We start from the raw sequence: 13,135 nt of genomic DNA, 5'->3' as shown, positions 1-13,135 counted from the left end.
ATCCGGCGCGCACCGCCCGACGCCTCCGCCGGGGGCAAATGCCGCCGAAGGTGACGTGGTTGACGCCGGAGGGCGGTTCCCACATGGTGACGGCGTGTCTTGACGGAGGCTTTCGGATGCGCGCCCATGTTCTTTCGGTTCTGATGCTGCTGGCCGCCTGCGGCACTGCCCAGGAGCGCTGCGAACGCGGGCTGAGCCGCGAGGAACGTCACCTGGATGCGCTGATCGAGGAGACGCGCCAGAACCTGGCCCGTGGCTATGCCTACCAGACGGAGACCCGCGATGTCAGCGTCGGCCTGTCCTTCTGCGGCCGCTCGGGCTATTATGGTCATCTGGGATGGTGTTTCGACAACTACCCCAACACCTATGAACGGCGCGTCGCGGTGGATCCGGAATCCGAGCGCCGCAAGCTGGACTCCCTGCTGCTGAAGCGCGAACAGCTGGGCGGATCCAGCTGCTCGGCCCAGGGGCGGCCCGTCGCGGTCAGTGCGCCGGCGCGCTGACCGGATCGACCAGCGTGCGGCCGCCATCGATGGTCAGGATCTGACCGGTCATGAAGGCCGAGCCCTCCGAGGCGAGGAACTGCACCGTCTCCACCACCTCCTTGGGCCCCGCGATGCGCTGCAGCGGCGTGTTCTCCACGATATCCTCGCGGTAGCCGCGATTCTCCTTCAGCGTCGTCTTCAGGCTGTCGGACATGACCGAACCGAAGGCGACGGAATTGACGCGGATGCGATGTTCAGCCAGCGCCACGGCCAGCGAGCGCGTCAGCTGGTCCAGCGCCGCGGTCGAAACCGAGAAGGCCAGCAATTCCGGCGGCGAACGGCGCGCCGCGATGGAAGAGACATTGATGATCGAACCGACAGGCGCGTCCTCGTCGCCGCCCTCGGCCTGGGCAATCATGCGCTTCGCGGCAAGCTGGCTGAGCCGGTAGGCAGGCATCAGGTTCTGCTGCAGCAGCTCCTTCAGCGTCTCGTCCCCCGCCACGGCCAGCGGGTCCTCGGCCGTGACCTGGCGGCTGGCATTGACCAGGATGTCCAGCCGGTCGAACGCATCCAGCGTGGCGGACATCAGGTTGGCCAGGGTCAGCCTCTCGCGCAGGTCGCCGGCGAACCAGGCCGCGTTCTCGCGATCGGGCAGCGCGCCGAATTCCTCGGTCAGCTTGGCCTCGTCCATATCGACCATCATGACATGCGCGCCCTGGTCCAGCAGATGGCGCGAGACGGCCAGGCCGATGCCATTAGCCGCCCCCGTCACGATGGCGGTCTTTCCTTCGACGGACAGGCTCATGCGCGTCTCCTTGGGTCCCGGACGGATTTCGGAAGGCCGGCTTCTATCACCTTGTAGCCGGATTGGGCCACCACTTCCCTGACGGAACCGAACCGCGCCGCCAGTTCCGCCTCATATGGCAGATGGCGGTTTGCAACCATCCACAGCCGCCCGTGCCGCGCCAGCATCCGCGCCGCGGCCGCGATGAAGGCCCGGCCCAGATCGGGGCTTGTCTCGCGCCGGGCATGGAAAGGCGGGTTGGAGATCACGAATTCCATCCCCTCGGGTTCCTGCCAGGCCGTGGCATCTGCCCAGTGGAACCGCGCCCGGGGATCGTCCAGATTGGCCCGGGCGGCCCGCAGCGCGCGGCCATCCTCCTCCACCAGGTGCAATCGCGTCACGGCGTCGTTTTTCAGGACCGCTGCCGAAAGATAGCCCCAGCCCGCCCCCAGATCCGCCCCCGCGCCCTTCAGCACAGGAAGCGTCCGTGCCAGAAGCAGCGAACCGGGATCCACCCCGTCGGCGGAAAACACCCCCGGGGCGGTGCGGAACCCCTCCACCGCCGGCCAGTCCGCGGCAAGCGCCGCCCAGTCCCCGAAGACGGGCGCGGCGGCGAACCAGAACAGTCGGCCATGCGATTTGACATAGCTGTCGGATATCTCGACCCGGGCCCGGCAATCCTTCATGGCGGGGTCCACCCCGTCGGTCTTCTGCCCGTCGACCAGAATAGGCGCGCCTTCGGGCAGTGCGGCGACGGCGGTTGCAATCTGCAACCGCGCCGCGGGACGGGACCGGTCCAGACAGACCAGAGCGGCGGCATAGCTGCCACGCGGCTGCTCGACGGCGGAGATCCCCGCCCGCGCGCAATCTGCATGCAGCCGCGCCGAGGCGGAGACCACCTCGATCCGCGCGGGGTCGATGCCGGGCAGGAGCGGTGCGGCGGGAGGATCGAAGACAGCGATGCGTCCGCTTGCGGGCATCGGTGCGGCGCCCGTCTCGAGCGCCAGGGAAATACGTTTCAGCATGGGAGACCGGCCCGCGGGCCGCTATTCCTTTTCCATGGTGCATTGCAGCGGATGCTGGTGGCGGCGGGCGAAATCCATCACCTGCCCCACCTTGGTTTCCGCCACTTCGAAGGAAAATACGCCGACGACCGCGACGCCCTTCTTGTGCACCGTCAGCATCAATTCGAAAGCCTGGCTGTGACTCAGGCCGAAGAACCGCTCCAGCACATGCACGACGAATTCCATCGGCGTATAATCGTCGTTCAGGATCAGCACCTTGTACAGCGGCGGACGTTTCGTCCGGGGCTTGGTCCTGGTGATGACCCCGGCATCGTCGTCGGTCTTGCCGTCCTTTCCGGACAGGATCGGTTCGAAATGAGGCACGTGGCAGGCTCCGGGGGCTCTTCGGGTTCTCTCAGGTGCGGCACAATATACGTCGCGCTCCGGATGATGAAAGAGCCTTGCGGCCGCAACAGGGTGCCGGAGACCGAGTCGCGGCAATATTAAGGACGATTTGGTCAAGAATGTCACAACCGCATCCGGCCCGGTCGGCAATCCGCCGCGCCGCCGGGTCGCCGCGCGGCTTAAATCTGCCTTAACGAGTCGTCCCGATAGTGCAGGAAAGATTTTAAGTTGAAATGTTCCCGTCTGTTCTCCATATTGAGAACAAGAGCAGAACAGAACCGGCATTGCCGCCCCTTGGCGGGCATGAGATAAGGACAGGCAAAATGGCTTCGGCAAACCTCCTCGATCTGGGCGGGACACGCAGTATGGACAAGCAGAAGGCGCTGGATTCCGCTCTGGCGCAAATCGAGCGGCAATTCGGCAAGGGCTCTATCATGAAGCTCGGCCAGAACGGCGCGGTACAGGAAATCGAGGCGACCTCCACCGGCTCGCTCGGCCTGGATATCGCGCTGGGGATCGGCGGCCTGCCCAAGGGCCGGGTGATCGAGATCTTCGGGCCCGAAAGCTCGGGCAAGACCACGCTGACATTGCATTGCGTGGCCGAGGAACAGAAGAAGGGCGGGATCTGCGCCTTCGTCGATGCCGAACATGCCCTCGATCCGCAATACGCGCGCAAGCTGGGCGTCAATCTCGATGACCTGCTGATCAGCCAGCCCGATACCGGCGAGCAGGCGCTGGAGATCACCGACACGCTGGTGCGCTCCGGCGCGGTCAGCATGATCGTCGTCGATTCCGTCGCCGCCCTGACCCCCAAATCCGAGATCGAGGGCGACATGGGCGATGCCCAGGTCGGCGCCCAGGCCCGCCTGATGAGCCAGGCGATGCGCAAGCTGACCGCCTCGATCAGCCGGTCGAAATGCATGGTCATCTTCATCAACCAGATCCGCATGAAGATCGGCGTCATGTTCGGCTCGCCCGAGACGACCACGGGCGGCAACGCGCTGAAATTCTATTCCTCCGTGCGGCTCGACATCCGCCGCATCGGCTCGGTCAAGGATCGCGACGAGGTTGTCGGCAACGCCACCCGCGTCAAGATCGTCAAGAACAAGGTCGCCCCGCCCTTCAAGCAGGTCGAGTTCGACATCGTCTATGGCGAAGGCATTTCCAAGATGGGCGAATTGCTGGATCTGGGCGTCAAGGCCGGGGTCGTGGCGAAATCGGGGTCCTGGTATTCCTATGGCGACGAGCGCATCGGCCAGGGGCGCGAGAATGCCAAGACCTACCTGCGGCAGAATTCCAAGATCGCCCTGGAGATCGAGGATCAGATCCGCGCCGCCCACGGGCTGGATTTCCACATGGGCGAAGACGAAGGCGGCGACGCGCTCACGGAGGACTGACGCCGTCGCCATCGCGGCCCGATCCTGCAGGCCCCGCCCCGTCCGGGCGGGGTTTTCTCATATGCGCGCCCCTCGTTGACGCAGGCGCCGCGCGTGTGGACACCCCGACCGGGGAAGGCTAGAGAGGCGGGAACCGAACCGGCAAGAGACGCTGAGCCATGGCAAGCCTGAACGATATCCGCACGACCTTCCTCGACTATTACGGACGCAATGGCCACGCGATCGTGGACAGCTCGCCGCTGATCCCGCGCAACGATCCGACGCTGATGTTCACCGCGGCGGGGATGGTGCAGTTCAAGAACGTCTTCACCGGCGTCGAGACCCGCGACTACACCCGCGCCACCACCGCGCAGAAATGCGTGCGCGCCGGCGGCAAGCATAACGACCTGGACAATGTCGGCTACACCGCGCGGCACCATACATTCTTTGAAATGCTGGGGAATTTCTCCTTCGGCGATTATTTCAAGGAAGAGGCGATCCCCTTCGCCTGGGAATTGCTGACCCGCGAATTCGGCATCGACAAGAGCCGCCTGCTGGTCACCGTCTACCATACCGACGAGGAGGCCGTGCAGATCTGGAAGAAGGTCGCGGGCCTGCCCGATGACCGGATCATCCGCATCGCGACGGACGACAATTTCTGGTCGGCCGGCCCCACCGGCCCCTGCGGTCCCTGCACCGAGATCTTCTACGACCACGGCGACCATGTCTGGGGCGGCCCGCCCGGTTCGCCCGAGGAGGATGGCGACCGGTTCATCGAGATCTGGAACCTCGTCTTCATGCAGTACGAGCAGTTCGAGGACGGGCGCCGCGAGAACCTGCCCAAGCCCTCGATCGATACCGGCATGGGGCTGGAGCGGATCGGCGCGCTGCTGCAGGGCAAGCACGACAATTACGATACCGACCTGATGCGCGCGCTGATCGAGGCCTCGGCCAATGCGACCAGCGCCGATCCGGACGGGCCGGGCAAGGTGCATCACCGCGTCATCGCCGATCACCTGCGGTCCACCTCCTTCCTGATCGCCGACGGGGTGACGCCCTCGAATGACGGGCGCGGCTACGTCCTGCGGCGGATCATGCGCCGCGCGATGCGCCATGCGCACCTGCTGGGCGCGCAGGATCCGCTGATGCACCGGCTGGTCCCGGCGCTGGTCCAGCAGATGGGCCAGGCCTATCCGGAACTCGGCCAGGCGCAGGCGATGATCGAGGAAACGCTGCGGCTGGAGGAAAACCGGTTCCGCCAGACGCTCGACCGGGGGCTGAAGCTGCTCGATGACGCGCTGGTCGACCTGCCCGACGGGGCGGAACTGCCCGGCGAGACCGCGTTCAAGCTTTACGACACCTATGGCTTTCCGCTCGACCTGACCCAGGATGCGCTGCGCGAGAAGGGCCACACGGTCGACACGGACGGCTTCGACGCCGCGATGGCCGAACAGAAGGCCAAGGCCCGCGCCGCATGGGCTGGCTCGGGCGAGACCGCGGATGCCGCGATCTGGTTCGACATCGCCGAGAAGCACGGTCCGACCGAATTCCTCGGCTACGAGGACGAATATTCCGAGGGGCAGCTTCTGGCCATCGTCCGGGACGGGCAGACCGCGCCCCAAGCCGCCAAGGGCGAGACCGTGCAGATCGTGGTCAACCAGACGCCCTTCTATGCCGAAAGCGGCGGACAGGTCGGCGATTCCGGGCGGTTGCAGACTGCAACCGGCGCCGCGACCGTCACGGACACGAAGAAATCCGCCGGTGTCTTCATCCATTTCGCCGAAGTGACCGAAGGCACGATTTCCACAGGCCAAGGTGCCGAGCTGATCGTCGATCATGCCCGCCGCGCGGCGATCCGCGCCAATCACTCGGCCACGCACCTTCTGAACGAGGCGCTGCGCGAGGTGCTGGGCAGCCATGTGGCACAGCGCGGCTCGCTGAATGCCGAGGACCGGCTGCGCTTCGATTTCAGCCATTCCAAGGCGGTGACGCCCGAGGAGATGACGCGCATAGAGGCCGACGTGAACGCGATGATTCGCCAGAACAGCCAGGTGGAAACCCGCATCATGACGCCGGACGAGGCGCGCGAGCTGGGCGCGCAGGCGCTTTTCGGAGAGAAATACGGCGACGAGGTGCGCGTCGTTCAGATGGGCCGGCAGGCGGGATCGGGCAAGGGCGTGTCGGGCGATGTCTATTCCCTGGAACTCTGCGGCGGCACCCATGTGGCGCGGCTGGGCGAGATCGGAATGTTCGTCCTGCTCGGCGACAGCGCGTCCTCGGCGGGCATCCGCCGGATCGAGGCGCTGACCGGACAGGCGGCCTTCGACCACCTCGCCGGTCAGGCGACGACGCTGTCCGAAGCCGCGGGACTGCTGAAATCCCAGGCCGATGACGTGCCGGCACGGGTGCAGGCCCTGCTTGAGGAACGTCGCGCCCTGCAGAACGAGGTGGCGCAGCTGCGCCGCGACCTGGCCATGGGCGGCGGCGGGTCCTCTGGCCCCGAGACCCGGGACATCAAGGGCATCACCTTCCTCGGACAGAGCCTTTCGGGCGTGTCGGGCAAGGATCTGCGGCCGCTGATCGACGCGCACAAGGACCGTCTGGGTTCCGGCGTCGTGGTCCTGATCGCCGATGCCGACGGCAAGGCGGCGGTGGCCGCGGGCGTGACCGGGGATCTGACCGATCGCATCTCAGCGGTGGATCTGGTCAAGGCGGCGGCGGCGGAACTGGGCGGCAAGGGCGGCGGCGGCCGTCCCGACATGGCCCAGGCCGGGGGCGCCGATGCCTCGAAGGCGCCCGAGGCGCTGGCTGTTGTCGAACGCATGCTGGAGGATTTGTGATGGCTGCGCTGTGGATCACCCATGTCAACGTCACCAACGAAGAGGAATACGGCAAGTATGTGAAGCTTGCCGGTCCCGCGCTGGAGAAATACGGCGCGAAATTCCTGGCGCGCGGAACGCGCTACAAGTGGATGGAAGGCAATGAGCGGCCGCGCAACGTGGTTCTGCGCTTCGACAGCATCGAGGCGGCCGAGGCCTGCTATAACAGTCCCGAATACCAGCACGCGCTGAGCTTTGCCGAGGGCGCTGCGGAACGCGACATGGTCTTCGTGGAGATCATCGAGGACTGATCACCGGCCGCGGCCGGGCGCCCTGCCCGGCCTGCTATGCCAATCGGCCGGAGCGGCTCAGCTCCTGCGCCGCCACAGATGCAGAAGATCGGGACCGGCCGCCTGCGAGCGCACCAGCTCAAAGCGCGGCGCCTCCGCAAGACGCGACAGGCCCATTGCCCCCAGCGCGGGCCGTCCCTCCGCCCCCAGCGCCAGCCCGGCCGTGAAGCCGATCAGCCGGTCGACGAGGTCGGCCTGAAGCAGCGTTGCCGCCAGCGTTCCCCCGCCTTCGCAATAGATCCGGGTCAGCCCGCCCGCCGCCAAGGCCCGCATCGCCGATGCAGGGTCGATCTGGCCGTCGGCCCCGGTCGCGGCCTCCACCAGCACCGCGCCCTTCTGCGTCCAGGCGGCACGCCGACGGGCCGGCACATCCGCGCCGTGCACCAGCCATAGCGGCACCTTGTCCGCGCTTTGCGCCAGGAGCCCCTGGTCCGGCAGGTCCAGCCGGCGCGACAGCACCACCCGCACCGGCTGCCGGGCGATGCCTAGTCCCCGCACGGTCAGCATCGGGTCGTCGTCGCGCGCCGTGCCGGCCCCGATCAGGACGGCATCATGCGTGGCGCGCTGAAGATGCACGATGCGCCGCGCGGCAGGTCCGGTGATCCACTGGCTTTCGCCGGAGGCCGTGGCGATGCGCCCGTCGAAGCTGGTGGCCAGCTTCAGCGTCAGCATCGGCCGCCCCTGCTGGATCCGCCGCAGGAACCCTTCATGGGTCTCCCGCGCCTCGGCGGCCATCAGCCCCGCCTCCACCGCGATCCCCGCCTCGCGCAGGATGGCGTGTCCGCGCCCGGCCACCCTGGGGTCGGGATCCTCCAGCGCCGACACGACCCGCGCCACGCCCGCCCGCACCAGCGCGGCCGAACAGGGCGGCGTGCGGCCGAAATGGGCGCAGGGTTCCAGCGTGACATAGGCCGTCGCGCCGCGCGCGGCCTCGCCCGCCTGTGCCAGCGCCATCGCCTCGCCATGCGGGCCGTCTTGCCCCCGGGTCCAGCCGCGGCCGAGGATGCGCCCGTCGCGCACCAGCACGCAGCCGACCGCGGGACGCGGCCAGACATGGCCCAAATCCCGCGACCCCAGCGACAGGGCAAGCGCCATGAAGCGCCTGTCGTCCGTCACCGGCTCAGACCTCGGGGGGCATGGCGCCGGGGCGCAATTCCGAGACGAACTTGTCGAAATCGTCGGCCGCCTGGAAGTTCTTGTAGACGCTGGCAAAGCGGACATAGGCGACGGTGTCGATCCGGGCCAGGGTCTCCATCACGATCTCGCCGATGGTCTTGGAGGGAATGTCCTGCTCGCCGAGGCTTTCCAGCCGCCGGACGATGCCGGAGATCATCTTTTCCATGCGCTCCGGCTCGATCGGGCGTTTCTGGCAGGCGATGCGGATCGAGCGCTCCAGCTTGTCGCGGTCGAAATCCTCGCGCCGGCCGGTCGACTTGATCACCACGAGGTCGCGCAGCTGCACCCGTTCGTAAGTGGTGAACCGCCCTCCGCATTCCGGGCAGAACCGCCGCCTGCGGATCGCGACATGGTCCTCGGCCGGGCGGGAATCCTTCACCTGGGTGTCGACATTTCCGCAGAATGGGCAGCGCATGGGGCCTCCGTCGGTCTTTGCGGCTCATCTTCCACCGCAACTATAGGGAAGCCCCGACCTCTTGGGTAGTCCCGAAACGCAGCCCCAAGATTTATGGTTCCATTGCCTCAGTCATCGCCGAACCAGCTGACCGGGCGGCGGCACAGCTGCCTGGCATGTCCGATCGTGGCAGCCTCGCCCTGCTTGCGCGGATTCAGGTAGACCCCGTCCAGCGGCGGCGCCTCGTCGCGCGACATGATCCGGAAGGCGACGCCGCGCGTGCCCGGATGGGTCAGGCTGTCGCCCGCGCTGCGCACGATGACCACCCGGTCCACCGGCCGCGCGCCGCGCATCGTATAGGCGTAATCGGCGGCGGCACAGAAGAATTGCGGCCCGGCATCCCCGGGCAGGGCCAGCACCTCGAACGCCCCGGCGGGTTCGCGCAGCGGCACGACGCGGCGGCCGTTCATCGCCTTGTAGACGGAGCCCCCCGCCGCCGGGCTGGGCGTGTCGCAGGCGGATAGCGCCAGGATGGCAAGAGAGGCGGCAAGGGCGGCGGCGCGCATCGACGAAGTCCTTCTTCTGGCCCGGACCGGCCGGTGCCGGGATGGCACGCGGAGCCCGGGATGGTGTCGTGGAAAGGCCCGCGCGCGGGCGGGCCCTCCGGTCGGCGGCATCGGCGCGATCAGCTGCGCGCCAGGTTGCGCAGCACGTAATGCAGCACGCCGCCATTCTCGATATACTCGATCTCCACGCCGGTATCGATCCGGCATTTCAGCGTGATGGTCTTGGTGGTGCCATCCGCGAAGGTGATCTCGCAGGGGACTTCCTGCTGCGGCTTGACGCCCACCAGCCCCTTGATCGACACGGTTTCCTCGCCCGTCAGGCCCAGCGACTTGCGGGTGTCGCCATTGGTGAACTCGAAGGGGATGACGCCCATGCCGACGAGGTTCGACCGGTGGATCCGCTCGAAGCTTTCGGCGATGACCGCCTTGACGCCCAGCAGGGCCGTCCCCTTCGCCGCCCAGTCGCGGGAGGAGCCGGCGCCATACTGTTCGCCGCCGAAGATCACCAGCGGCGTGCCCTGCGCCTGATAGGCCATGGCCGCGTCGAAGATCGAGGTCTGTTCGCCGTCCGGCCCCTTGGTATAGCCGCCCTCGACCCCCTCCAGCATCTCGTTCTTGATGCGGATATTGGCGAAGGTGCCGCGCATCATCACCTCGTGATTGCCGCGGCGCGAGCCGTAGGAGTTGAATTCGCGCGGCGCGACCTGGCGCTCGGTCAGGTATTTCCCGGCCGGCGTGGATTCCTTGAACGATCCCGCCGGCGAGATGTGGTCGGTGGTGATCATGTCGCCCAGTACCGCCAGGATCTTGGCGCCTTCGACATCCGCGATCGGAACGGTATCCATGGTCATGCCCTGGAAATAGGGCGGGTTCTGGATATAGGTGGAGCTGGGCGGCCAGTCATAGGTCTTGGCGTCGGTGGTTTCCACCGCCTGCCATTTCTCGTCGCCCTTGAAGACATCCGAATATTTCGACTGGAAGGCCTCGCGGGTCACCACCTTGTCCACCAGTTCCGCGATTTCCGCGTCGCTGGGCCAGATATCCTTGAGGTAGACCGGCGTGCCATCCGGGGTCTCGGCGATCGGATCGCGGGCCAGGTCGATATTCATGTCCCCCGCCAGCGCATAGGCCACGACCAGCGGCGGCGAGGCCAGGTAGTTGGCCCGCACATCCGGCGAGATCCGCCCCTCGAAATTGCGGTTGCCCGACAGCACGGCCGTCGCGATCAGGTCATTGTCGTTGATCGATTTGGAAATCTGCGGCTGAAGCGGGCCCGAATTGCCGATGCAGGTGGTGCAGCCATAGCCCACCAGGTTGAAGCCCACCGCGTCCAGGTCCTCCTGCAGCCCGGCCGCCTCTAGGTACTCGGTCACGACCTGCGAGCCCGGCGCCAGCGAGGTCTTGACCCACGGCTTGCGGTTCAGTCCCATCTCGCGCGCCTTGCGCGCGACCAGACCGGCCCCGATCAGGACATAGGGGTTCGACGTGTTGGTGCAGGAGGTGATCGAGGCGATCACCACGGACCCATCCTTCAGCTCGTATTCCTCGCCATCCACCTTCGCAGTGCGGATCAACGGCTTTTCGGCCACGACCGTGTCCCCCTCGGCCGCCATGTCCTGCGCCGCGCCGGAGACATCGATGCCGCGGAACCCGGCCACGACCTTCTTGAAGGCCGAGCCCGCCCCTTCGAGCGGCAGGAAATCCTGCGGCCGCTTGGGGCCGGAAATCGCGGGAACGATGGTCGCCATGTCCAGTTCCAGCGTGGAGGAATAGACCGGGTCGTAATCCGGCCCGCGCCAGAACCCGTTTTCCTTGGCATAGGCTTCGACCAGCGCGATGCGATCCTCGTCCCGGCCGGTGGTGCGCATGTAGCGCAGCGTCTCGTCATCGATCGGGAAGAAGCCGCAGGTCGCCCCGTATTCGGGCGCCATGTTCGCGATCGTGGCGCGCTGTGCCAGCGGCAGCTTGTCCAGCCCGGGGCCGTAGAACTCGACGAATTTCGACACCACGCCATGGGCGCGCAGCATCTCCACGACCTTCAGGACCAGGTCGGTGCCGGTCGTGCCCTCGACCATTTCGCCGGTCAGCTTGAACCCGACGACTTCGGGAATGAGCATGGAGATCGGCTGGCCCAGCATCGCGGCCTCGGCCTCGATGCCGCCCACGCCCCAGCCCAGCACGGCCGCGCCGTTGACCATGGTCGTGTGGCTGTCCGTGCCCACCAGCGTGTCGGGATAGGCAACGGTTTCGCCATTCTGGTCCTCGTCGCTCCAGACGGTCTGGGCGAGATATTCCAGGTTCACCTGGTGGCAGATGCCGGTGCCCGGCGGCACCACGCGGAAATTGTTGAACGCCTTCTGCCCCCATTTGAGGAAGACATAGCGCTCCATGTTGCGTTCGTATTCGCGGTCCACATTCATCTGGAAGGCCCGCGGATTGCCGAATTCGTCGATCATCACCGAATGGTCGATCACCAGGTCCACCGGGTTCAGCGGGTTGATCTTGTCCGGGTCGCCGCCAAGCGCCACGATCCCGTCGCGCATCGCCGCCAGGTCGACCACGGCGGGAACGCCGGTGAAATCCTGCATCAGCACGCGCGCCGGGCGATAGGCGATCTCGCGCGGGTTGCGCCCGCCCTTGGCGCCCCATTCGGCAAAGGCGCGGATGTCATCGACCGAGACCGTCCGCCCGCCATCCTCGAAGCGCAGCATGTTCTCCAGCACCACCTTCAGCGCCGCCGGAAGATTGGAGAAATCCCCCAGCCCGGCCTCCTGCGCCGCCGGGATCGAGTAATAGGCGATGCTGGAATTTCCGACCGTCAGGGTCCTGCGGGTCTTGGAACTGTCGTTGCCGACTTGAATGGTCATGGGTCTGCCTCTCGGATGAGTGGGTCGATGCCACCGGTATGCACCACCACCGCCGCTTGCGGCAAGTGAAGGCTGATCGGTTATGTATACCTCGGTATGCGGAAGGCAACTGTTGCGCTGCAACACCTGCCATGCTCTCGCAAAAGGGTGATTGGCGCCATGCGGGGCTATGGCCTATCCATTCCGCGGACTGGCGGCAGAACGGAACTGAAATGCGACATATCCTCGGTGCGACGTGCATGAGCCTGACCCTGTTGGGACTTCCTGCGGCGGCTGACCCGGTGGTTGTTCTGGAACTCTATACCTCGCAGGGTTGTTCCGCCTGCCCGCCCGCGGACGAATTGCTGAGCCAGCTGGCCACCGAGAAGGACGTGCTCGCCTTCTCCTTCCATGTCGATTACTGGGATTACATCGGCTGGACGGACACGTTCGGCAGCCGCGAATACGGACATCGCCAGAAGACCTATGCCCAGGGATTCGGCGAACGCATGGTCTATACGCCGCAGATGATCGTCCAGGGCCTGTCGGCCGTGGTGGGCCACAAGGCCGAGAAGATCGAGGCGATGATCCAGAAAATCCGCGCCCAGATCCCCGCCGCCCGCGTCGACGCGGCCCGCGACGGCGACATGCTGCGCGTCACCGTCGCCCCCACCGGGGATGCCGTCCCCCCCTCCGAGCTGTACCTGCTGCGCTACCAGCCCGAAGCGACGGTCAAGATCGGCAAGGGCGAGAATGCCGGGCGCAAGATCACCTATACCAATATCGTCACCGACCTGCACCTGGCCGAATACTGGTCCGGCGAGGCGCCCGAGGAATTCGACCTGCCGGTGACCGGCGACCAGCCGGTCGCGGTGCTGCTGCAGGAACGCGGCCAGGGCCCGGTGATCGCGGCCGCTACCGCGCGCTAGG

At 66.5% G+C, this 13,135-nt stretch carries 12 protein-coding genes; 5 read left to right on the top strand and 7 right to left on the bottom strand.

Annotated features, from left to right (window positions below; all coding sequences use genetic code 11):
- Positions 1–116: 116 nt before the first annotated feature.
- Positions 117–503 (top strand): hypothetical protein, encoded by a 387-nt coding sequence (locus ICN82_RS05620; protein WP_193180597.1) that lies wholly within the window; start codon positions 117–119, stop codon positions 501–503.
- Here the strand turns inward: ICN82_RS05620 and ICN82_RS05615 are convergent.
- The 3 genes from ICN82_RS05615 to clpS are packed head-to-tail and all read right to left on the bottom strand — an operon-like array spanning position 484 to position 2,636.
- Entirely contained in the window at positions 484–1,290 is an 807-nt protein-coding gene (locus tag ICN82_RS05615) for an SDR family NAD(P)-dependent oxidoreductase (RefSeq protein WP_193180596.1), read from the bottom strand. The two genes, ICN82_RS05620 and ICN82_RS05615, sit on opposite strands and share 20 nt — an antisense overlap.
- Positions 1,287–2,294, bottom strand: a complete 1,008-nt coding sequence (locus tag ICN82_RS05610; RefSeq protein WP_193180595.1) for a class I SAM-dependent methyltransferase — start codon at positions 2,292–2,294, stop codon at positions 1,287–1,289. The genes ICN82_RS05615 and ICN82_RS05610 overlap by 4 nt, the downstream gene beginning before the upstream one ends.
- A 21-nt stretch (positions 2,295–2,315) precedes the next feature.
- Positions 2,316–2,636 carry an ATP-dependent Clp protease adapter ClpS gene (gene clpS / locus ICN82_RS05605; RefSeq protein ID WP_226898309.1) on the bottom strand — a complete coding sequence of 107 codons (321 nt, stop codon included), beginning with the start codon at positions 2,634–2,636 and terminating at the stop codon, positions 2,316–2,318.
- A 365-nt stretch (positions 2,637–3,001) separates the two neighbouring features.
- On the opposite strand from clpS, the gene recA reads away from it, so the two are divergent.
- From recA to ICN82_RS05590, 3 genes are all read left to right on the top strand, one after another.
- The gene (gene recA / locus ICN82_RS05600; RefSeq protein ID WP_193180593.1) at positions 3,002–4,075 is read left to right on the top strand and encodes a recombinase RecA; all 1,074 of its coding nucleotides are present in this window, start codon (positions 3,002–3,004) and stop codon (positions 4,073–4,075) included.
- Between the two features lie 158 nt (positions 4,076–4,233).
- The gene (alaS, locus tag ICN82_RS05595) at positions 4,234–6,894 is read left to right on the top strand and encodes an alanine--tRNA ligase (protein ID WP_193180592.1); all 2,661 of its coding nucleotides are present in this window, start codon (positions 4,234–4,236) and stop codon (positions 6,892–6,894) included.
- Entirely contained in the window at positions 6,894–7,184 is a 291-nt protein-coding gene (locus tag ICN82_RS05590) for a DUF1330 domain-containing protein (RefSeq protein WP_193180591.1), read from the top strand. The genes alaS and ICN82_RS05590 overlap by 1 nt, the downstream gene beginning before the upstream one ends.
- Positions 7,185–7,241: 57 nt before the next feature.
- Here ICN82_RS05590 and ribD read toward each other — a convergent pair whose 3' ends face one another.
- The 4 genes from ribD to acnA form a co-directional block, all read right to left on the bottom strand.
- On the bottom strand, positions 7,242–8,339 hold the full coding sequence (ribD, locus tag ICN82_RS05585; RefSeq protein ID WP_330998965.1) for a bifunctional diaminohydroxyphosphoribosylaminopyrimidine deaminase/5-amino-6-(5-phosphoribosylamino)uracil reductase RibD: 1,098 nt from the start codon (positions 8,337–8,339) through the stop codon (positions 7,242–7,244).
- A gap of 4 nt (positions 8,340–8,343) precedes the next feature.
- Complete coding sequence (gene nrdR / locus ICN82_RS05580) at positions 8,344–8,814, bottom strand: transcriptional regulator NrdR (protein WP_193180588.1); 471 nt, start codon at positions 8,812–8,814, stop codon at positions 8,344–8,346.
- A 107-nt stretch (positions 8,815–8,921) separates the two neighbouring features.
- On the bottom strand, positions 8,922–9,359 hold the full coding sequence (locus ICN82_RS05575) for a hypothetical protein (protein ID WP_193180586.1): 438 nt from the start codon (positions 9,357–9,359) through the stop codon (positions 8,922–8,924).
- A gap of 119 nt (positions 9,360–9,478) precedes the next feature.
- Positions 9,479–12,226: an aconitate hydratase AcnA gene (gene acnA, locus ICN82_RS05570; protein ID WP_193180584.1), complete on the bottom strand. Its 2,748-nt coding sequence runs from the start codon at positions 12,224–12,226 to the stop codon at positions 9,479–9,481.
- Positions 12,227–12,465: 239 nt separating this feature from the next.
- On the opposite strand from acnA, the gene ICN82_RS05565 reads away from it, so the two are divergent.
- Positions 12,466–13,134, top strand: coding sequence for a DUF1223 domain-containing protein (locus tag ICN82_RS05565; protein WP_193180582.1), 669 nt, complete (start codon positions 12,466–12,468; stop codon positions 13,132–13,134).
- The last annotated feature ends 1 nt before the right edge of the window (position 13,135 follow it).

Origin of the sequence: Mangrovicoccus algicola (genome assembly GCF_014903745.1) — a bacterium.
Classification (GTDB): domain Bacteria; phylum Pseudomonadota; class Alphaproteobacteria; order Rhodobacterales; family Rhodobacteraceae; genus Mangrovicoccus; species Mangrovicoccus algicola.
Note: the sequence above shows the minus strand (reverse complement) of the source record. Positions and strands in the feature narration are given on the sequence as shown.

Bases quoted from the DNA above. Each gene is read 5' to 3' on its own strand.
- acnA (WP_193180584.1), bottom strand. From the start codon at position 12,226: ATGACCATTCAAGTCGGCAACGACAGTTCCAAGACCCGCAGGACCCTG.
- ICN82_RS05575 (WP_193180586.1), bottom strand. From the start codon at position 9,359: ATGCGCGCCGCCGCCCTTGCCGCCTCTCTTGCCATCCTGGCGCTATCC.
- ICN82_RS05615 (WP_193180596.1), bottom strand. From the start codon at position 1,290: ATGAGCCTGTCCGTCGAAGGAAAGACCGCCATCGTGACGGGGGCGGCT.
- recA (WP_193180593.1), top strand. From the start codon at position 3,002: ATGGCTTCGGCAAACCTCCTCGATCTGGGCGGGACACGCAGTATGGAC.
- ICN82_RS05565 (WP_193180582.1), top strand. From the start codon at position 12,466: ATGAGCCTGACCCTGTTGGGACTTCCTGCGGCGGCTGACCCGGTGGTT.
- ICN82_RS05590 (WP_193180591.1), top strand. From the start codon at position 6,894: ATGGCTGCGCTGTGGATCACCCATGTCAACGTCACCAACGAAGAGGAA.
- ICN82_RS05620 (WP_193180597.1), top strand. From the start codon at position 117: ATGCGCGCCCATGTTCTTTCGGTTCTGATGCTGCTGGCCGCCTGCGGC.
- nrdR (WP_193180588.1), bottom strand. From the start codon at position 8,814: ATGCGCTGCCCATTCTGCGGAAATGTCGACACCCAGGTGAAGGATTCC.
- alaS (WP_193180592.1), top strand. From the start codon at position 4,234: ATGGCAAGCCTGAACGATATCCGCACGACCTTCCTCGACTATTACGGA.
- ICN82_RS05610 (WP_193180595.1), bottom strand. From the start codon at position 2,294: ATGCTGAAACGTATTTCCCTGGCGCTCGAGACGGGCGCCGCACCGATG.